This window comes from Stenotrophomonas maltophilia group sp. P373, from assembly GCF_053295075.1.
On sequence record NZ_CM129994.1, the window covers coordinates 2,347,856 to 2,366,635 of the forward strand.

The 18,780-nt window shown below is 67.0% G+C and carries 18 protein-coding genes; 10 read left to right on the plus strand and 8 right to left on the minus strand.

Going from position 1 to position 18,780, the window contains the following annotated elements; translation table 11 throughout:
* Positions 1-251: 251 nt before the first annotated feature.
* The 6 genes from ACSYHF_RS10930 to ACSYHF_RS10955 all read left to right on the plus strand — a co-directional run bounded on the left by ACSYHF_RS10930 (position 252) and on the right by ACSYHF_RS10955 (position 6,620).
* On the plus strand, positions 252-551 hold the full coding sequence (locus ACSYHF_RS10930; RefSeq protein ID WP_005416698.1) for a hypothetical protein: 300 nt from the start codon (positions 252-254) through the stop codon (positions 549-551).
* A gap of 63 nt (positions 552-614) precedes the next feature.
* Positions 615-3,374: a magnesium-translocating P-type ATPase gene (mgtA, locus tag ACSYHF_RS10935; RefSeq protein WP_005416699.1), complete on the plus strand. Its 2,760-nt coding sequence runs from the start codon at positions 615-617 to the stop codon at positions 3,372-3,374.
* A 31-nt stretch (positions 3,375-3,405) separates the two neighbouring features.
* A complete protein-coding gene (locus ACSYHF_RS10940; protein WP_005416700.1) occupies positions 3,406-4,143 on the plus strand; it encodes an MgtC/SapB family protein in 738 nt (245 codons plus the stop codon).
* Positions 4,144-4,382: 239 nt separating this feature from the next.
* Positions 4,383-5,438, plus strand: a complete 1,056-nt coding sequence (locus ACSYHF_RS10945) for a sensor histidine kinase (RefSeq protein WP_005416701.1) — start codon at positions 4,383-4,385, stop codon at positions 5,436-5,438.
* Positions 5,431-6,072 carry a response regulator transcription factor gene (locus ACSYHF_RS10950; protein WP_005416702.1) on the plus strand — a complete coding sequence of 214 codons (642 nt, stop codon included), beginning with the start codon at positions 5,431-5,433 and terminating at the stop codon, positions 6,070-6,072. The genes ACSYHF_RS10945 and ACSYHF_RS10950 overlap by 8 nt, the downstream gene beginning before the upstream one ends.
* Positions 6,069-6,620, plus strand: a complete 552-nt coding sequence (locus tag ACSYHF_RS10955; RefSeq protein WP_005416703.1) for a DUF1697 domain-containing protein — start codon at positions 6,069-6,071, stop codon at positions 6,618-6,620. Before ACSYHF_RS10950 ends, ACSYHF_RS10955 begins: the two co-directional genes overlap by 4 nt.
* A 69-nt stretch (positions 6,621-6,689) precedes the next feature.
* On the opposite strand, the gene ACSYHF_RS10960 is transcribed toward ACSYHF_RS10955, so the two are convergent.
* Together ACSYHF_RS10960 and ACSYHF_RS10965 are read right to left on the minus strand one after the other, a co-directional pair.
* On the minus strand, positions 6,690-7,862 hold the full coding sequence (locus tag ACSYHF_RS10960; RefSeq protein WP_447575638.1) for a low temperature requirement protein A: 1,173 nt from the start codon (positions 7,860-7,862) through the stop codon (positions 6,690-6,692).
* A 9-nt stretch (positions 7,863-7,871) separates the two neighbouring features.
* Entirely contained in the window at positions 7,872-8,138 is a 267-nt protein-coding gene (locus ACSYHF_RS10965) for a hypothetical protein (RefSeq protein ID WP_005416705.1), read from the minus strand.
* Positions 8,139-8,341: 203 nt separating this feature from the next.
* Here ACSYHF_RS10965 and blaL1 point away from each other — a divergent pair, with 203 nt between their 5' ends.
* Positions 8,342-9,211: a L1 family subclass B3 metallo-beta-lactamase gene (gene blaL1 / locus ACSYHF_RS10970; protein ID WP_005416706.1), complete on the plus strand. Its 870-nt coding sequence runs from the start codon at positions 8,342-8,344 to the stop codon at positions 9,209-9,211.
* Positions 9,212-9,327: 116 nt separating this feature from the next.
* On the opposite strand, the gene ACSYHF_RS10975 is transcribed toward blaL1, so the two are convergent.
* The 3 genes from ACSYHF_RS10975 to ACSYHF_RS10985 form a co-directional block, all read right to left on the minus strand.
* Positions 9,328-9,867 (minus strand): DUF411 domain-containing protein, encoded by a 540-nt coding sequence (locus tag ACSYHF_RS10975; RefSeq protein WP_095377529.1) that lies wholly within the window; start codon positions 9,865-9,867, stop codon positions 9,328-9,330.
* A 114-nt stretch (positions 9,868-9,981) separates the two neighbouring features.
* Complete coding sequence (locus ACSYHF_RS10980) at positions 9,982-10,323, minus strand: hypothetical protein (protein ID WP_447576437.1); 342 nt, start codon at positions 10,321-10,323, stop codon at positions 9,982-9,984.
* A gap of 25 nt (positions 10,324-10,348) precedes the next feature.
* Positions 10,349-12,634, minus strand: coding sequence for an FdhF/YdeP family oxidoreductase (locus tag ACSYHF_RS10985; protein ID WP_447575639.1), 2,286 nt, complete (start codon positions 12,632-12,634; stop codon positions 10,349-10,351).
* Between the two features lie 244 nt (positions 12,635-12,878).
* On the opposite strand from ACSYHF_RS10985, the gene fdhD reads away from it, so the two are divergent.
* Together fdhD and ACSYHF_RS10995 are read left to right on the plus strand one after the other, a co-directional pair.
* Complete coding sequence (gene fdhD, locus ACSYHF_RS10990) at positions 12,879-13,718, plus strand: formate dehydrogenase accessory sulfurtransferase FdhD (protein ID WP_134955807.1); 840 nt, start codon at positions 12,879-12,881, stop codon at positions 13,716-13,718.
* A 204-nt stretch (positions 13,719-13,922) separates the two neighbouring features.
* Positions 13,923-14,921 carry a TraB/GumN family protein gene (locus ACSYHF_RS10995; protein WP_162911588.1) on the plus strand — a complete coding sequence of 333 codons (999 nt, stop codon included), beginning with the start codon at positions 13,923-13,925 and terminating at the stop codon, positions 14,919-14,921.
* Positions 14,922-14,977: 56 nt separating this feature from the next.
* Here ACSYHF_RS10995 and ACSYHF_RS11000 read toward each other — a convergent pair whose 3' ends face one another.
* A complete protein-coding gene (locus ACSYHF_RS11000) occupies positions 14,978-15,514 on the minus strand; it encodes a carboxymuconolactone decarboxylase family protein (protein WP_447575640.1) in 537 nt (178 codons plus the stop codon).
* 106 nt (positions 15,515-15,620) lie between these two features.
* Here ACSYHF_RS11000 and ACSYHF_RS11005 point away from each other — a divergent pair, with 106 nt between their 5' ends.
* Positions 15,621-16,502 carry an AraC family transcriptional regulator gene (locus ACSYHF_RS11005; RefSeq protein ID WP_134955805.1) on the plus strand — a complete coding sequence of 294 codons (882 nt, stop codon included), beginning with the start codon at positions 15,621-15,623 and terminating at the stop codon, positions 16,500-16,502.
* 128 nt (positions 16,503-16,630) lie between these two features.
* On the opposite strand, the gene ACSYHF_RS11010 is transcribed toward ACSYHF_RS11005, so the two are convergent.
* Positions 16,631-17,188 carry a TetR/AcrR family transcriptional regulator gene (locus tag ACSYHF_RS11010; protein ID WP_005416714.1) on the minus strand — a complete coding sequence of 186 codons (558 nt, stop codon included), beginning with the start codon at positions 17,186-17,188 and terminating at the stop codon, positions 16,631-16,633.
* A 4-nt stretch (positions 17,189-17,192) separates the two neighbouring features.
* A complete protein-coding gene (locus ACSYHF_RS11015; protein ID WP_447575641.1) occupies positions 17,193-18,725 on the minus strand; it encodes an MFS transporter in 1,533 nt (510 codons plus the stop codon).
* Positions 18,726-18,780: the final 55 nt, after the last annotated feature.

Sequence of the window (18,780 nt, forward strand, 5' to 3'; positions counted from 1 at the left end):
TACCAAGGTATAGCCGGGCTAACCCACGAGTCTCTAGGCCTGTCCCATTCAGGGGCGGACAATAGCACCACTGGCCAGGGCAACCCTGGCTGGCAACTTTCCCTCATGGAGACGCAGATGGACCCCGACCCTGCCGGGTGCGCCGCACCCCGGATCACCGCCTGTTGCCTGTTCCTGGCGCCTGTCCGCCGGTCCCTGCCTGCCTGAGTGACGGGGGACCGCCAGGCGCCGCCTGCCTGGAGATCGCCCCCATGTCCTACAAGATCCTCTACATCACCCTGCGCCGCCTGATCGGCGAGCGCGATGTTGCCGCCCTGCGCAGCCAGCTGCTGCAATACGGCCCGGTCATGTTTGCCCGTTCGCTGTCGCTCGGTTCGCCGCGCGTGGTGGCCGACGCCTTGTCGCTGCTGCCGATCAGCGAGCGCATCACTGTGCTGCGGCATCTGCCCTATCCCCTGCGCGATGCGATGAAGCCACTGTGCATCGGTGGCAGCCAGCGGCTGCACATGCAGCCATGGTCACCGGCGGTGCTGGCGATGCGCCACGCCTGATCTGTGTCACCCATTCCGTTCGTGTTCCGGCTGCGGCCGGCTCTGACATTCGAGGAGCGTCCCATGAGCCTGCTCAACGCCTGGTTCAACGCCTTCCTGCGCAGCCGTCGCGCAGGCAACCTGTTCCGCCGCCGCGCAATGCCCGAAGCCGGGTTTGGTCCGGGCAGCGCCGAAGCAGCGCCGTTCGCGCTCACCACCGGCCTGGTCACCCTCGCCCAGCAGGACGAAGCCGAGCTGCTGGCCACGCTGGGCTCGCATGCCGATGGCCTCAGTCCGCATGAGGCCGAGGAGCGACTGGCCACGCTCGGCCCCAATGAGGTGGATCACGAGAAGCCGCTGCCGTGGTGGCGCCACCTGTGGCAGTGCTACCGCAATCCGTTCAACCTGCTGCTGACCGTGCTGGCGGCGGTGTCCTGGCTGACCGAGGACATCAAGGCGACGATCGTCATCGGTGCGATGGTGCTGCTGTCCACGCTGATCCGCTTCGTGCAGGAGGGTCGTTCGAACCGAGCGGCCGAGCGGCTGAAGGCACTGGTCGGCAACACTGCGCGCGTGCTGCGCCGCAATCCCGGCACCGAGGCTGCGGATGTGGCAGACCAGTACTTCGGCGCGCGCCTGCACAGCCGTCGCCCTGCACGCCTGCTGGACCTGCCGATCCGTGAACTGGTGCCCGGCGACCACATCGTGCTGTCGGCAGGCGACATGATTCCGGCCGATTGCCGCGTGCTGAACGCCAAGGACCTGTTCGTGGCGCAGGCGGCGATGACCGGCGAGTCGCTGCCGGTGGAGAAGTTCGCGCACCCGGGCGATGGCCTGGCCGGCCTGCTGGAACAGCACAACCTGCTGTTCATGGGTACCAACGTGGTGTCCGGTACGGCCACCGCCATTGTGCTGGCCACCGGTAACCGCACCTACTTCGGCACCCTGGCCCAGCGCAGCACCGCCACCGACCGTGCGCCCACCGCATTCCAGGCCGGCGTCAACAGTGTCAGCTGGCTGCTGATCCGCTTCGCGCTGGTGATGGTGCCGTTCGTGCTGCTGATCAACGGCTGGACCAAGGGCGACTGGACCGAGGCGTTCCTGTTCGCGCTGTCGGTGGCGGTGGGCCTGACGCCGGAAATGCTGCCGATGATCGTCACTTCCACCCTGGCCAAGGGCGCGGTGCTGCTGTCGCGGCGCAAGGTGATCGTCAAGCGCCTGGATGCCATCCAGAACTTCGGCGCGATGGAAGTGCTGTGCACCGACAAGACCGGCACCCTCACCCAGGACAGGATCGCGCTGGAGCGCCACACCGATGTGTTCGGCCACGATTCGGAAGACGTACTGAAGTTCGCTTACCTCAACAGTCACTTCCAGACCGGGCTGATCAACCTGCTGGACCGCGCGGTGCTGGAGCACGTGGAGCTGCAGAGTTCGTTGCGGCTGTCGCAGGACTACCACAAGGTGGATGAGATCCCGTTCGACTTCGAGCGCCGCCGCATGTCGGTGGTGGTCTCCGAGCGCGAGGATCACCATGAGCTGATCTGCAAGGGAGCCGTGGAAGAGATGCTGGCGGTGTGCAGCACCGTGCGCGAGAACGGCCAGGACATGCCGCTGGACGAGCGCCGCCTGGCGCGGGTGCGGCAGACCACCGAGGAACTGAACGAACAGGGCCTGCGCGTGGTTGCGGTAGCGATGAAGGAGACCGCGGCCAGCCAGACCACCTATTCGCAGGCCGACGAATGTAGCCTGACCCTGATCGGCTACGTGGCGTTCCTCGACCCGCCGAAGGAATCGGCCGCGCAGGCGCTGCAGGCGCTTGCCGCGCATGGCGTGGAGGTCAAGGTCTTCACCGGCGACAACGAACTGGTGACCGCGCGTGTCTGCGCGCAGGTGGGGCTGGACGCCGACACCATCCTGACCGGGCCGCAGATCGAGCGCATGGACGACGGCGCGCTGTCGCGGGCGCTGCACCACCATCGCGTGTTCGCCCGGCTGACGCCGCTGCACAAGGAGCGCCTGGTGCGCGAGCTGCGTGCTCAGGGCAAGGTGGTCGGCTTCCTCGGCGACGGCATCAATGATGCACCGGCGCTGCGCGCAGCCGATATCGGCATCAGCGTGGACAGCGCGGTGGACATCGCCAAGGAGGCTGCCGACATCATCCTGCTGGAAAAGAACCTGATGGTGCTGGAGGAAGGCGTCATCCAGGGCCGGCGCACGTTCAACAACATGCTGAAGTACATCCGCATGACCGCCAGCTCCAACTTCGGCAATGTGTTCTCGGTGCTGGTGGCCTCGGCCTTCCTGCCGTTCCTGCCGATGCTGCCGCTGCAGCTGCTGGTGCAGAACCTGCTGTACGACATCTCGCAGATCGCCATTCCGTTCGACAACGTGGACGAGGAGCTGGTGCGCAAGCCGCTGAAGTGGAACCCGGCGGACATCGGCCGCTTCATGGTGTTCTTCGGGCCGATCAGCTCGATCTTCGACCTGACCTGCTTCGCGTTGATGTGGTACGTGTTCGATGCACGCACGCCGGCCGACCAGGGCCTGTTCCAGTCCGGCTGGTTCGTGGTCGGCCTGCTGACCCAGACCCTGATCGTGCACATGATCCGCACGCCGAAGGTGCCGTTCCTGCAGAGCATCGCCGCGCCGCCGCTGCTGCTGATGACCGGCCTGATCATGGCCATTGGCGTGGCCCTGCCGATGAGCCCGCTGGCCGGCTACTTCAAGCTGCAGGCGCTGCCGGCCGGCTACTGGCCGTTCCTGGTGGCGATCCTGTTCGGCTACGCGGTGCTGACCACTGCGCTGAAGCGGTTCTACATCCGTCGTTACGGCTGGCAGTAAGCGCCCGCCGCTTTGTCCAGGGAGAAACACAATGGACATCAATCCAAACCTGCCGGCGTTCAACGCCGGCGCAACGCTCAGCTCGCTGATCAGCCTGTCGGTGGCGTTCGTGCTGGGCACGGTCATCGGCCTGGAACGCCAGCTGCGGCAACGCACCGCCGGCCTGCGTACCAACACACTGGTGGCGGTGGGAGCGGCGGTGTTCGTCGATCTGGCGGTGCGATTCCATGACCTGTACGGCGGTCCACCGTCACCGCTGCATGTGGTGGCCTATGTGATCTCCGGCGTCGGCTTCCTTGGTGCCGGCGCGATCATGAAGGACGGCGCGCAGGTGTCCGGCCTGAACACCGCCGCCACCCTGTGGGGATCGGCGGCGGTGGGAGCATGTGCCGGTATCAAGCTGCTGCCTGAAGCAGTGCTCGCGGCGGTGTTCGTGCTGGCCGCCAACACCCTGCTGCGGCCGGTGGTGAACCGCATCCAGCGGCAGCCGCTGCCGGAAGCATTCAGCGAGGCAACCTATGCGATCAACGTGGTCTGCCAGCGCGAGCAGCAGGCCGAGGTACTGGACCAGCTGTTGCTGCTGCTTGAGCAGGCGCAGTACCCGGTGCGCGCGGTCGACCAGCGCCCGTTCGGCGAGCGCGACGTGGAAATCGAAGCGGTGCTGTATGCCACCACGGTGGATGCCGGCGAACTCGATGCGGTACTGGCCACGCTGGCGACCACGCCCGGCGTGCTGCAGGGGTTCTGGAACGCCAGCCTGGAGGAGTAGTGCCGGCCGCTGGCCGGCAACCGGATGATCCGCAGACGCCCCATGCATCGCCTCGGCATGCCCACCGCTGGGGGTAGTGCCGGCCGCTGGCCGGCAACCCCGTGATCTCCGGAAGCACCGTGCAGATGCCGGCCAGTGGCCAGCACTACCAGGCATCGCTTTGACCGGTGCCGACCAAGGCCGGCATCCACCGATGGCGGCTTTGCTATCCTTTCACCCCACGCCAGGGAGCCGTCCCGATGCCATCGCTGTCGCCCCGCCGCCCACTGGTGCTGCTGGTCCTGATCGTCGTGATGGCGGCGATCTTCCTGATCGACACCGTCACCGATTACGCGGTTGCCGCTGCCTGCTTCTACGCGGCGGTCATCCTGGCCGCATCGCGCGTGCTGGGCGCACGCGGGTTGATCACGCTTGCCCTGGCCTGCATCGCGCTGACCGGGCTGAGCTTCTTCCTGACCCGCTTCGGCACCTATCGCATCGGCCTGGTCAACTCGGTCATCGGCATGCTGGTGATCGGCATCACCACCTACCTCGCGCTGAATATGGAAGCGGCCAAGGCCGCCGTGCAGGAAGCACAGGGCCGCCTGCTGCGGGTAGCGCGCGCCTCCACCGTGGGCGAGCTCACCACCTCCATCGCGCATGAAGTGAACCAGCCGCTGGCGGCCATCGCCAGCAGCGCCGAAGCCTGCCAGCGTTGGCTCGCGCAGGACCCACCGAACGTGGACAAGGCCCGGCAGACCGTGGCCCGCATCCTGGCCGATGCACACCGCGCAGGCGACGTGATCGCCCGCATCCGCGGCCTGACCCAGGGCGCGGCACCGGAGCGACGCGCCTTCGATCTGAACGAGGCGGTGGAGGAAATGCTGGCGCTGTCGCGCAGCGAGCTGGACCGGCATGGCGTGGCCGTGGCGCTGCTGCTGGACGCCGAACTGCCACCGGTGCAGGCCGACCGTGTGCAGGTGCAGCAGGTGATCGGCAACCTGATCCTCAATGCGGTGGACGCGATGGAGACCGTGTCCACCGCCGACCGGCGCTTGTCCCTGCTGACCCGGCGCGACGGCCAGCGGGTCAGCCTCAGCGTCCGTGATCGCGGTGTCGGCCTGCCCGCCGACCATCCCGAACGCGTCTTCGATGCCTTCTGGACCACCAAGTCGCACGGTCTGGGGCTGGGTCTCAGCCTGAGCCGCTCGATGATCGAAGCCAACGACGGCCAGATCCGTGCCGAACGACCGGCAGGCGGCGGTGCCTGCTTTGTGTTCGACCTGCCCATTGCCACGGACGCCCACCATGCGTAAGCCCACTGCCGCCAACCCCGATCGGGCACCCATCGTCTATGTGGTCGACGACGATCCGTCGGTGCGCGCGGCACTGGAAGACCTGCTGGCCTCGATGGGCCTGCAGGTGCGGGCCTTCGCCTCCACCCAGGCCTTCCTCGAACACGCGCTGGAAGACGCACCGGCATGTCTCGTGCTGGACGTGCGCATGCCCGGCCAGAGCGGTCTTGAATTCCATCGCACGATGGGCAGCCACGGCCTGCAGCTGCCGGTGGTGTTCATCACCGGCCACGGCGACATCGCGATGGGCGTCAACGCGATCAAGGACGGCGCCATCGAATTCCTCACCAAGCCCTTCCGTGACCAGGAACTGCTTGACGCCATCCACAAGGGCATCGAGATCGACCGCCAGCGCCGCCGTGAGGGCGAGGCACTCGGCGCGCTGCAGCTGCGCTGGGACACCCTCAATGCCGGCGAGCGCGAGGTGGTCGATGGCGTGGTGCGCGGCCGCCTCAACAAGCAGATCGCCGGCGATCTGGGCGTCAGCGAGATCACGGTGAAGGTGCGCCGTGCGCAGGTGATGCGCAAGATGGGCGCACGCACCCTGGTTGACCTGGTGCGCATGTACGACCGCCTGCAGGCGGGTACGCCATGAACGTCCACGTCGCGCTGCTGCGCGCGGTCAACGTCGGCGGCACCGGCAAGCTGCCGATGCGCGAACTGGTGGCGATGTGCGAGGACGCAGGCTTCGCCGATGTCCGCACCTACATCGCCAGCGGCAATGTGGTGTTCCGCAGCGGGTTTGATGAATCCACCGTACGGGAGGCCCTCGCCCAACGGCTGCAGGCGTACGCCGGCAAGCCGCTGGGCGTGCTGGTGCGCTCGGCCAACGAGATCGCCGGCGTGGTAGCACGCAACCCGTTTGCGCAGGCCGCCGGCAACCGTGTGGTCGCGCTGTTCCTCGACGGCAGCCTGCCTGCCGATCCGCTGGACGGCGTGACCGGCCGGCGCGATGAACAGCTCGCACTCGGCACGCGCGAGATCTTCATCCACTACGGTGCCGGCATGGCCGACTCGCGCTTGCGGGTGCCCTATGCCCAGCACGGCACCGCCCGCAATATGAACACAATCGGCAAGCTTGCAGTGATGGCCGCAGCGCTTACCTCGCCTGCCAGCAATCCGCGTGCTGGCCGGAGGCGGTAGCGTCGACCTTCAGGCACTGCGCCGCGCTCGCGCTCCGTGAAGGCTGAAGCAGTGGGCGGACCCAACGGATCACGCCCGCTGCAAGCGGCGCTTCAATCGCGTATCCAGCAGCCCCACGCCCAGCAGCACCAGGCTGGTCAGCCATCCGGCGGCCAGCAGATGCACGTGCGGTAGCATCAGCCCCAGCACAAGCAGCGCCACCGCGCCCAGCAGATGCGAGCGCGGCGCGTGCCCATAGACCACGCGTTTGTACAGGGCACTGCCCAGCAGATAGATCAGCGGGCCTGCCACCATCACGGTGGCGTAAACCGGGGTGACGGCCACCCCCGGATGGTCCATGACCAGATCATTGCCCACCGCCGTGGCGATGATGCCGGCGATCAGCAATGCATGCACGTAGTGGAAGTTGGCGCCCATCCGCCCGGGGTCTTCGGCGTGGGTGATGGCCTCTGTGGCATCGCGGCTGGAGATGCCGAAGTACAGCCACCACATGGCAATCGTGCCGGCGAAGGTGGCCAACACCGCTGAAACCACTTCCAGGCTCCAATGCTCGACGTCGCTGAGCACGCCCCCGGTTGCCAGCAACGTCTCGCCCAGTGCGACGATGACGAACAGCTGGCAGCGTTCGGCCAGGTGTCCGCCCTCGATGGTCCAGTCGCGGGTGTGCGAACGGCCCATGCCCGGGAACGCGAAGCCGAACATCGGCGAGATGTATTCGCAGGCCACCGCCACCGCCCACAATGCCAGGCGGAGGTTGCCCTCGGCCGCCGCGCCGGCCAGCCAGAAGCAGGCCGACACGCTGACCCAGGCCAGCATGCGGCGGAAGTTCGGTGCCAACGGATGGCTCCGGCCGACCTCCAGCAGCACGAACGCGGTGCGTCCGACCTGCATCGTGGCGTACGCCCCGGCGAAGATCCACGCACGATCGGCAAACGCCTCGGGAATGGACGAGGACATCAACAACGCCAGCAGCATGGTGGCGAACAGCAGGCCGCGGATGCGCGGCACATCCGGGTCGAACCAGTTGCTGACCCAGCACGCGTACTGCCAGCCGAGCCAGACCGCGAACCACAGCACCAGCGTCTGCAGTACACCGGCCAGGTCCAGGTGGTGCAGCAGATGGTGGCTGAGCTGGGTGACCGCGAATACGTAGACCAGATCGAAGAACAGTTCTTCGTAGGTCACGCGGGCATGGTGGCCGTCGCGGTGGCGCAGCGCGGGCAAGCGCAGTCGGGTACGCATGGAACTCCTTCAGCGCGCCAGGCGCCAGTACAGGAAACCGGCCAGCAACGCCGGCGCGGCAAACACCAGCAACAGGATCGGCAACTCCTCGCGTACCGCGTAACCGGCCTTGCTGACCCCCACCCACATGTTGGCCACGGCCACCAGCAGCCAGGTAGCGATGAAGGCAATCAGCGCCGTGGGCAGCTGCGAGGTGCCCACGCTCCAGAGACGGCCAAACAGCAGGAACACGCCCAGCAGGAGCACGCCGCCGAGCATCACCATGAGCACATGCATGGTCCACCTCCTTGAGCCTGGGAACAGGCTAGCCCCGGCCGATTGTGCGCAACAGCCCGTGGAGATGGATTCACAGTCCAGAGCAAGCGAACAATCCCGGCATCGGCTGCGGCGGACCTTATGGCAGCCATGAGTTATTCGCGAAACGGGCCGTCCAGGGTACGTGCTAGCTTCATCCGACCCTATCCAGACCCCTCTCCGCCATGCGCCGTTGCCTGACGACCCTTGCCCTGACTGCCACACTTGCCTTTGATGCCACTGCCGCCGACACACCGCTGCCACAGCTGCAGGCCTACACCGTAGACCCATCCTGGCTGCAGCCGATGGCGCCGCTGCAGATCGCCGACCATACCTGGCAGATCGGCACGGAGGACCTGACCGCGCTACTGGTGCAGACCGCCGACGGCGCGGTGCTGCTCGACGGCGGCATGCCGCAGATGGCCAGCCACCTCATCAGCAACATGAAGGTGCGCGACGTGGCGCCGCAGGACCTGCGCTTGATCCTGCTCAGCCATGCGCATGCCGACCATGCGGGCCCGGTGGCAGAACTGAAGCGCCGTACCGGTGCGATGGTGGTAGCCAACGCCGAATCAGCGGTGCTGCTGGCGCGCGGCGGCAGCAACGACCTGCACTTTGGCGACAGCATCACCTTTCCGCCGGCCAGCACCGACCGCATCATCATGGATGGCGAAGTGGTCACGGTGGGTGGCATCGCGTTCACTGCACACTTCATGCCGGGGCACACCCCGGGCAGCACCGCCTGGACCTGGACCGATACCCGCGATGGCAAGCCGGTGCGCATCGCCTACGCCGACAGCCTGAGTGCGCCGGGCTACCAGCTGCAGGGCAACGCCCGCTATCCCCACCTGGTCGAGGACTACCGGCGCAGCTTCGCTACGGTGCGCGGCCTGCCCTGCGACCTGTTGCTGACCCCGCATCCGGGCGCCAGCAACTGGAACTATGCCGCTGGCAGCAAGGCCAGCGACAAGGCACTGAACTGCAAGGCCTACGCGGATGCGGCCGAGAAGAAGTTCGACGCGCAGCTGGCCAAGGAAACGGCCGCAGCACGCTGATCCCGTAGAGCCGAGCCCATGCTCGGCTTGCCGGCCAAACACAGCCGAGCGTGGGCTCAGCTCTACACAGGATTCGTCGAAGAGTGCCGGTCAGAACGACCGGCACCCGCCGTCCATCAGCCACCCTGTCCGTGCTGGGCGAACGGCTCGGTGCTGCCGTCGGTGCGCACCAGCTCGACGGTATACGGCTGCACGTAGCCATCCGGCATTTCCATGCCCGGCGAACCGGCCGGCATGCCGGGCAGCACCAGCCCGCGCGCGGCCGGGCGTTCGGCCAGCAGGCGCTTGATGTCCTCGGCCGGAACGTGGCCCTCGACCACATACCCGCCGATCTCGGCGGTATGGCAGGACGCCTTGCCGACCGGCACGCCCAGGCGAACCTTGATTGGGTTCATGTCGTCGGTGTCATGCACCTCCACCTGGAAGCCGGCGGCCTCCAGGTGGTCGACCCAGATGCCACAGCAGCCGCAGCTGGCGGTCTTGTGCACGATGGCCACCGGCAAGGCCGGATCGACCTTGGCCGGGCTGGCCTGGATCGGTGCCACCGGTGCTGCGCTGGCGATCGGTGCGGCGGCGGATTCTTCGGCGGCACGTGCACAGGCGGTCGTGGCCAACACGGTACCCAGCAGCAGGCCGAGGGAGAGAGTACGGTTCATTGCGTGATTCCTTTGCAGAGGCGGGCAACGCGGCCCGTCGCCCGCGCATCGAAGGCACAGGCAGCGTCGAGAAAAGTCGAGCAGCTACGGCAGGCGCTTGAGGCCTGCAGGGAATCACGCGATAGGGGGCCGCAACGGGTCCGGCATCGGCGGCGGTGCGCGTTGCCGGGTACTGGCGGCTACCGGCGCCTCGCGCCACGGCGAGGCGGGCATACCGCTCGACATGGCCAGCATGCCAAGGCAGGGCGGCGGGCATTCACACTCACCACTCTGGCAGGCCGCCGGGGCCGCATCATCGCAGCAGCCGGCTGCCGCCATCGCGGCCGAGTGCGGTGCAGCGCAGTGATCCTGGTTGCCCGACCCGCCGTACGAAGACGAGGCAAGCGCGAGCGCCGGTGCATTCAGCACCAGGGCGACAAGCAGCATCCATCGCAGCAGCAGGCCAGGCAGGTTCACCCGCCGATGATAGCCGATGCGCGTGTCACGCAATCGCCGCCGCCATTGCACTCATCCGCACCGGAATCGACTTGGCAGCGGGCGTGCCGCTGATGCGGTCGTAGTAGTCCAGTGGCAACAACGGGTTCAGTTCCGGGTAGTAACCGGCCAGCGCGCCGCGCGGCATCGGGTAGTCCAGTACGGTCAGGCCCTCGACGCGCCGCTGCACGCCATCGCGGCTGATCGTCTCCAGGCTGACCAGCGCCTCCTTCTCCAGCCCGCGCGCCAGCCGGTCCTCGATGTTCATGAACAGCACCATGCGATCGTTGTACACGCCGCGATAGCGATCGTTGTAGCTGTAGATCGTGGTGTTGTACTGGTCGTGCGAGCGCACGGTGGCCAACCGCAACATGTCCGGATCGTGCACCGGATCGTCGACGTCCAGGCCGGGCATCACCAGGATGTTGGCCTTGCCATTGGGCGTGGGCCACACGCGGCGGCGCGGCGGAATGTCCAGATGGAAACCGTGCGGCTGCTGGATGCGCTCGTTGAAGCCGGTGTAGATCTCCGGGTACACGGCAGCGATCAGTTCGCGAATAGGTGCATAGTCGTGCATGCAGCGCGCCCAGTCGACCTTGCTGTGAGGCAGCGCAGCCATCGCCATGCGGCAGACGATCTCGACCTCGGGCAGCACCTCCGTGCTGACCGGTTCGAGCACGCCGCGCGAGGCGGTCACGTTCGACATCGCGTCTTCGATGGTGACGAACTGCTCGCCGGCCGGCGTGACGATGCGCTCCGAGCGCGCCACTACCGGCAGGATCAGCGCATCGCGGCCATGAACCAGATGACCTCGATTGAGCTTGGTGGCGATGCCCACGGTCAGGTCCAGCCCACGCATCGCTTCATACGCGCGAGGCGTATCGGGCACCGCATGGATGAAGTTGCCCCCCAGGCCGATGAACACCTTGGCGCTGCCGTCCAGCATCGCCTCGATGGACTCGACCACATGGTGGCCATGCTCACGCGGCGGATCGAAGCCGAACACCTGCTGCACGCGGTCCAGGTAGGCCGGCTTGGGCTTCTCGTCGATGCCGACGGTGCGGTCGCCCTGCACATTGGAATGACCACGGATCGGCCCTATGCCAGCACCGGGCTTGCCGAAGTTGCCACGCAGCATCAGCAGGTTGGCGACCTGCTGCAGCAGGCGCGAGCCGTACTGATGCTGGGTCAGGCCCATGCCGTAGCAGATCACGGTGGCCTTGGAGCGGATGTAGATCTCCGCACAGCGGTGTATCTGCGCCTGCGAGATGCCGGATACCTGCACGATCTGGTCCCAGTCCTGCGCCAACACATCCTCGCGCAGCGCCTCCAGGCCCACTGTGTGTTCTGACAGGAAATCATGGTCGAGCACGCGCTCGCCCTGCGCCTCGCGCTCGAACATCACCTTCATCATGCCCTTGATCAGGGCCAGGTCGCCGCCGATGCGGATGTGCACGAACTCGCTGGTGATCTCGGTCGAACCGAACGTGGCCATCTGCACCACGTCCTGCGGCTCGGCAAAGCGGATCAGCGCGCGCTCGGGCATCGGATTGACCGCCACAATCGGGATGCCGCGTTTGCGCGCATCGACCAGGTTGCTCATCATCCGCGGTGAATTGGTGCCGGTGTTCTGGCCGATCACGAAGATCGCCTCGGCGTGCTCGAAATCCTGCAGCACGATGGTGCCCTTGCCCACCCCGATGGCCGGCGGCAGCCCGCGGCTGGTCGGCTCGTGGCACATGTTCGAGCAGTCCGGGAAGTTGTTGGTACCAAACTCGCGCACGAAGATCGAATACAGGAACGCCGCTTCGTTGGGCGTGCGCCCGGAGGTGTAGAACTCGGCCTGGTGTGGGCTGTCCAGCGCCTGCAGGTGGCGACCGATCAGTGCAAAGGCATCGTCCCAGCTGCACGGCACGTAGTGGTCGGTGGCTGCGTCGTAGCGCATCGGCTCGGTCAGCCGGCCCTGCATCTCCAACCAGTAGTCGGTCTGCGCCATCAGCTCCGTGACGGTGTGGCGGGCGAACAACTCGCGGCCGGCCCGGAACTCCGTAGCCTCCCAGGCCAGTGCCTTCGCGCCGTTCTCGCAGAACTCCAGCTTCCTGCGTTCGTCGGCATCGGGGAACGCGCAGCTGGGGCACTTGAAGCCACCGGGCTGGTTCATCGCCAGCAGCGCCTTCGACCCCTTGCCGATCACACTCTGCTGCAGCAGCACCTTGGCAGTGGCACCGGCGGCACCCCAGCCGCCGGCAGGCTGGTTGTAGGGCTTGTAACGCGGCGGTTTCTGCTCGGACATGTTCGGGAACCTTACGGAAGGAACGCAGCAACAATCGGCACAACGCGGTCCGGCGGCGCAGTCAATGGCACGACCAGCCGCACAGTCAAGCACGGCCTGCGCGGCTTCGCCAGAGGGTACAGGCGGTTTTCAGCACAACCTGCCATGGCAACGGTTACAGCCGCGTCTGCGCGCGACCACTGCGCTATCCTCGAAGCCGCAGGCGGTGGCCCGCCCGCGTTTCTCCCTTGTCCGGACGCGCTGCATGCCTGATTCGATCCCGCCACACACCCCACCTGCCGGCACCGCCCAACGCCCGCTGCAGCGCTGGCGCAACGAGGGGCAACAGCAGCAGGTCGATGTGGTGGCCGAAGAAGTGCCGGTGGCGCTGCGCTACAACGGCGCCGCCTTTGCTGTGATGATGGCCACACCGTGCGACCTGGAAGACTTCGCGCTCGGCTTCTCGCTCAGCGAAGGCCTGATCGACACCCCCTCGCAGCTGCTGTCGATCGACATCCGCCCGCAGCTGGAAGGCATCGAGTTACAGATGACCGTGGCTGAGGAGGCACCCGGTGCCGACCTGGACCCGTCCAATGGACGCCTGCTGCCCGGTCGTGGTGGCTGTGGCCTGTGCGGCACGCGCCAGCTGGAAGAAGTGCTGCGCCCACTGCCGCAGATCCGCGAGCGACGCAGCTACTCGCCCGCCGCTCTGCAGCGCGCGCTGGCCACGCTGACGCAGCACCAGCCGATGAATGCGGCAAGCGGCTCCACCCACGCCGCGGCCTGGGCCGATGCCAGTGGGCGCATCGGCTGGGTGCGGGAGGATGTCGGACGTCACAATGCACTGGACAAGCTGATCGGTGCGCTGCACCACAACGAACACGCCATCGAAGGCGGCCTGCTGGTGATCTCCAGCCGGGCCAGCTACGAAATGGTCAGCAAGGCGGTGCGCGCCGGTGCCAGCGTACTGGCTGCAGTCTCGGCACCGACCGCGCTGGCGATCGACCTGGCCCGCAGTGCCGGCCTGTGCCTGGTCGGGTTCGCGCGGGAGAGCGGGTTCAATGTGTATACCCATCCGGACCGGTTGCAGGCGGACGACCGGTAATCTCCGCTGCGTAGGGTCGACTATCACTCGTGGCGCGAGGTTTCCGGGCACCTGAAGGACGAGCAGTCGATTAACTGTCGACTCTACCGCAACGGCTTCCGGGCCCCTCGCCCAGCCAAGGCGAAATCGTCGTAGTCCGATAGCCAGCAATCGGCGCGCCACGCACCATCGAGGACACTCATCATGGTCCTTTCTGGAGTTCCCATGTCGGCTGCCCGGCAACCACGCTCACTGCTGTCGGTTTCCCTTGATGTTTCCGTGCACCGTACGTTGGCAGGTGCGCCGGCTTCCGGAAGCCGCGGAACCAAGGTAACGGATGCCCTGCCTCCCCCCACGATCCGTGCAGAAGGTCCGGCGCTCTGGCAGGCAAGGCGTGAAGAGGCCCACCTGTGGATCCTGCCCGTCCCCACCGCGCTACCCGGATCGATGCGATGCGTGACGGGCGAAGCAGGACGCATTGCCGCGGTTGCGCACACCATTCTGGGCCGGCCGAAGGTGGACATCACCGGCAGATGGGAGGGCTCGGGACTGAGCGCGTTGTTCACACTGGCCCGTGCGGTGTCTGAAGCCGAAACCATCCACCACAATCCCGACAACCTGACCCTGAAGGATGTTCTGCCGGCGGACGTCCATGCAGAATGGCAAGCGGCATTGAATGAGTGCGGAATCGATCCAATCGAGCTGGAACGCCTGCGTCCCCACTTCGCGGCCAGAGCGCTGCGCAAGGCCGTCATGGCCAGGCATCAGCTGGAGTCGCCGAAGGCATTCTGCAAGGAGCTGCGCAGGATAGGACGCGCGGGCGGAGCCCGCTACTTCGTGCCGCGCACTGAACTGGCTATCGACATCGCGGCAGCTGACGACTGCGGTAAACCGCATCCTGCACTGGATGACACGACACGGTTTGCGGTGCAGGTCGAACGACTCCGTCGCCTTCACCATACCGCCCGTGTTCAGTCCAAGGCCTGGGCGCAGGGCGATGCCCTTGGCATGTGTGGGCATGACGTGCCTATGGATATGCACGTGACAGCGACTGGCAGCAACGAGCTGGACACGCTTCGACGCGAGGCCTGGCTCAGCGCAGTGGAAACCGTAACTGCGGGAAGATCAACCACGCTTGCGATGCTCGATATTGCAGATGCGTTCGACGGGAACGGCTACATCAGAGCGCTGCGCGAACGCGGTTTCAGCTTCCAGCCGGCGTAGCCACTAAGCTGCGGGCCTGAGTCCGGGCAGCACTCTGCTGCCCGGAGCAATTGCACTCAGCGCAGCGCGACCTTCGGGAAGTCCACCGGCACGTCGAACGCCACGTTGACGTAGTTGGTGAACAGGTTGAGCGCCACATGCGCGAGGATCTCCACGATCTGCTCATCATCGAAGCCAGCCGCGCGCAGCGCCTGCACGTCGCCGTCGGCGATCTGCGCACGCTGCTCGACCACCTTCAACGCGAATTCGAGCGCCGCCGCAGTGGCCGGGTCGCTGGACTGGCCGATCTGCGCGGCGGTCATCTGCTCGCTGCTGGCGCCGGCCTTGCGGCCCAATGCCGTGTGCGCGGCCAGGCAGTACTCGCAGGCGTTGCGGTTGGCGATGGCCACGGCGATCTGCTCGCCCAGCAGCGGCGACAGGCGACCGCCGCCCAGCGCGCCGAACGAACCCCACATGCTCTGCAGGGCGGCTGGCGAGTTGGCCACGGCGCGGAACATGGCCGGGGTGGCGCCGAAAGCGGCGTGGACCTGACCCAGCAGGGCCTGGCGGTCGGCGGTGGTGTTGGCGGCATCGATCAGGGGGACACGGGACATGGTGGATCTCCTTGGGAAAGCGTCCGGGATTGGACGACCTGCCCATCCTAGGTAGACTCTCCGGACGCATCAGTCGCAATTCTCCGCACATGTTGTCCATACGTCCATGATCATGCCCGCCGCCGCCCTTGCGCCAGATCGACTCTCCTGCCTGCTGGAACGCTTCCGGGTGCAGGCGGCGCTGTTCCACAGTGGCCCGCTGTGCGGGCAGCACGTCTTCGAGCCGCAGCCCGGTCGTGCCTTCCTGCACATCCTGCGCCAGGGTGAAATGGAGGTCCGTCATCCCGACTGCGATAGCGCGCTGCCCCGGTTGAAGATCGACACACCCAGCCTGCTGCTGTACCCGCAGCCGCTGCACCATGTGTTCTTCAACGCGCCGCTGGATGGCCCGGATTTCACCTGCGCCACGCTGGATTTCGATGGCGGTGCGCGCAATCCGATCGTGCAGTCGCTGCCACCGGTAATGGCAGTACCGCTGGCGGCCATCGGCGAACTGGATGACACCCTGCAGCTGCTGTTTGCCGAGGCCGATCGCCAGCGCTGCGGTTCACGGCTGCTGACCAATCGCCTGTTCGAGGTGGCGCTGATCCAGATCCTGCGCTGGGTGGTCGACCACCCGGATGCAGCGGGTGTCAGTCATGGACTGATGCGCGGGCTGTCCGACGCGAGGCTGGCACGCACGCTGGTGGCGATGCACAAGGCACCGCAGGACGAATGGACGCTGCCCCGGATGGCGGCGACCGCCGGCATGTCGCGCAGCGCATTCGCGGCAGTGTTCAAGGAGGTGATGCAGGCGACGCCGGCCGCTTATCTGCTGGACTGGCGGCTGAGCCTGGCCTGCGCGCAGCTGCGGGCCGGCGTGGCGGTCAAGCAGGTAGCGGTCGAGGTGGGGTTTGCCGATACCGCGTCACTGTCGAAGGCGTTCCGCAAGCGGTTGGGGGCGTCGCCCAGGGCCTGGTTGGCCGCGAGCGCCACGCAGGCTCGGTAAATGCGTCAGGGTAGGGTCGGCCGCTGGCCGACCATCGCGCAAAGCGCGGGGTTTTCATGGCTTGGCCGCAGAGCAGCCGACCAGCGGTCGGCTCTACCACGGGCGATGTCGGCGCGCCGGCTGGCCGCTCAACTGGACGTGCCGTCAGACTTTGCCAGCAGCCCAGCGATGCGCTCGGCCACCTGGGCACGTACGCCTTCATCCAGCTGCCCTTCGTACATCGCCTCGTAGATCCACAGGCCGTCGGCCGCCAGCCGTGCTACGAAATTGTCGAGCGCGGCCGGGTCATTCTGCCCGGCCGACGGCGGCAACGGCGCCCAGCGGCGTACCGCCGGGCCCCACGGGCGCTCATCGGCGTCCGGGTCGGCCGATTCGAGCATGAACATCAGCTCGGCACGGGTAGCGCTCTGCGCCGAGACGCGCACGAAGGTCTGGTAACGTTCCAGCGCCGAGGCTTCGTCCGCACGCTTGCCCAGCAGCGTTTCCATCGACGACTCCCAGGCCTGTACCAGGTGCTCGTCGATGCCGCGCAGCAGCGCCTCGCGCGACGGGAAGTGGTAGAGCAGGCCGCCACGGGTCAGCTTGGCCTCGGCCGCCACCGACTCGAAGGTCACCGCGCGCACGCCGTCACGATTGATCACGTTGACGGCGGCGTCGAGGATGCGGTCGCGCTTGCTGGTTCTCATCGCGTCATTTTACGCGATCGGCCGCGCCCTCGCGGCTGCCGACGCGGCCGCGCAGCAGGCGCGCGATGATCGTCGCGCCCGCTCCCAGCACCGCCGTGATCACCAGCAGCACGATCTGGTAGCCACGGTCATATGCCGCCGCAGCCAGTGCGAACCACTCGCCCTGCCCGCTCGCGCGCGCGGCATGCAGCGCCTGGGTGAAACCCTCGCGGGCCAGCGCCGGCATATCGGCCGAGACCGGCAGGAACGCGCTGTACATCGCAGCGCTAAGACTGCCCAGCATCGCCACCGCCAGCAGGCCGCCGAACTCATAGGACACCTCTTCCACCGACGAGGCCATGCCCGCACGATGCGCCGGCACGTTGTTGAGGATGGCCGTGGACGCCACCGAGATGGCCGAACCCATGCCAAAGCCCATGATCGCCATGCCCGCGACGACCCAACCAAGGCCGTTCGGGAAGCCGAACGCCACCACGCCGACGCCCAGCGCACCTGCGGCCAGGCCGCCGCAGATCAAAGGGCGCAGGCCCACTCGGTGCAGGATGCTGCCGCCCAGCAGCGCACTGGGCAGGCTGCCCAGCGCTGCCACTGACACCAGCAGGCCCGCCTGCAGCGGCGTAAAGCCCGCCACCAGCTGGAAGCGTTGGGTGGTGACCAGCTGCAGGCCGGCCATGGCGAACAGGGTGAACACTGCCGACAGCGTGCCGGCCAGGAACGCCGGGTTGCGGAAGATCGCGAAGTCCAGCAGCGGGTACGGCAGCTGCTGCTGGCGGCGTGCGAACGCTGCGCCGCTGATGACGGCCAACAGCAGCGCGCCCCCGCCCAGGGCGTACGACGGCGGCGTCGCGATCAGCGACTTGATCGCCAGCACCAGGCCGGACAGTGCTGCCAATGCCAGCAGCGACGAAACCAGGTCCCACGGCCGCGAGGTGTCGCGCTGGCCTTCCGGTGCCAGCAGCAGCGTGGCCACGAAGGCGACCACCACCACCGGCACGTTGATCAGGAACACCGAGCCCCACCAGAAGTGCTGCAGCAGCCAGCCGCCAATGATCGGGCCGAGCGCCGCACCGACGATGGCCACCGAACCCCAGATTGCGATGGCGATGTTGCGTTCGCGCTCTTCGTGGAAGCTCAGGCCGATCAGCGCCAGCGTGGCCGGCATCATCGCGGCCGCGCCGACCGCCAGGAACGCGCGTGCGGCAATCAGCTGCGCTGCGGTGTCGGCGAACGCCGCCGCCAGCGAGGCCACGCCGAACACCATCAGGCCGATCAGGAACATGCGGCGGTGGCCGATGCGGTCGCCCAGCGTACCCGCACCCAGCAGCAGGCCGGCCATCACCAGCGGATAGGCGTTGATGATCCACAGCGCCTGGCCGGCACTGGCCGAGAGTTCTTCGGTCAGCGTCGGCAGTGCGGTGTAGAGCACGGAGTTGTCGAGCGTGACCAGCAGCAGGCCGGCGGCGACGGTGAACAGCAGTGCCCAGCGACGGGCACGCGACAGGGCCGGAGCACCGGCCAAGGGCTGGGATAGAGCCATGGGAGAACCTGGTGGGGTGGAGTACGGCCATAACTATACCGGATATCCTGTATAG

Coding starts and splice junctions, on each gene's coding strand:
- ACSYHF_RS10930 (WP_005416698.1), top strand. CDS start 252: ATGTCCTACAAGATCCTCTACATCACCCTGCGCCGCCTGATCGGCGAG.
- mgtA (WP_005416699.1), top strand. CDS start 615: ATGAGCCTGCTCAACGCCTGGTTCAACGCCTTCCTGCGCAGCCGTCGC.
- ACSYHF_RS10940 (WP_005416700.1), top strand. CDS start 3,406: ATGGACATCAATCCAAACCTGCCGGCGTTCAACGCCGGCGCAACGCTC.
- ACSYHF_RS10945 (WP_005416701.1), top strand. CDS start 4,383: ATGCCATCGCTGTCGCCCCGCCGCCCACTGGTGCTGCTGGTCCTGATC.
- ACSYHF_RS10950 (WP_005416702.1), top strand. CDS start 5,431: ATGCGTAAGCCCACTGCCGCCAACCCCGATCGGGCACCCATCGTCTAT.
- ACSYHF_RS10955 (WP_005416703.1), top strand. CDS start 6,069: ATGAACGTCCACGTCGCGCTGCTGCGCGCGGTCAACGTCGGCGGCACC.
- ACSYHF_RS10960 (WP_447575638.1), bottom strand. CDS start 7,862: ATGCGTACCCGACTGCGCTTGCCCGCGCTGCGCCACCGCGACGGCCAC.
- ACSYHF_RS10965 (WP_005416705.1), bottom strand. CDS start 8,138: ATGCATGTGCTCATGGTGATGCTCGGCGGCGTGCTCCTGCTGGGCGTG.
- blaL1 (WP_005416706.1), top strand. CDS start 8,342: ATGCGCCGTTGCCTGACGACCCTTGCCCTGACTGCCACACTTGCCTTT.
- ACSYHF_RS10975 (WP_095377529.1), bottom strand. CDS start 9,867: ATGAACCGTACTCTCTCCCTCGGCCTGCTGCTGGGTACCGTGTTGGCC.
- ACSYHF_RS10985 (WP_447575639.1), bottom strand. CDS start 12,634: ATGTCCGAGCAGAAACCGCCGCGTTACAAGCCCTACAACCAGCCTGCC.
- fdhD (WP_134955807.1), top strand. CDS start 12,879: ATGCCTGATTCGATCCCGCCACACACCCCACCTGCCGGCACCGCCCAA.
- ACSYHF_RS10995 (WP_162911588.1), top strand. CDS start 13,923: ATGTCGGCTGCCCGGCAACCACGCTCACTGCTGTCGGTTTCCCTTGAT.
- ACSYHF_RS11000 (WP_447575640.1), bottom strand. CDS start 15,514: ATGTCCCGTGTCCCCCTGATCGATGCCGCCAACACCACCGCCGACCGC.
- ACSYHF_RS11005 (WP_134955805.1), top strand. CDS start 15,621: ATGATCATGCCCGCCGCCGCCCTTGCGCCAGATCGACTCTCCTGCCTG.
- ACSYHF_RS11010 (WP_005416714.1), bottom strand. CDS start 17,188: ATGAGAACCAGCAAGCGCGACCGCATCCTCGACGCCGCCGTCAACGTG.
- ACSYHF_RS11015 (WP_447575641.1), bottom strand. CDS start 18,725: ATGGCTCTATCCCAGCCCTTGGCCGGTGCTCCGGCCCTGTCGCGTGCC.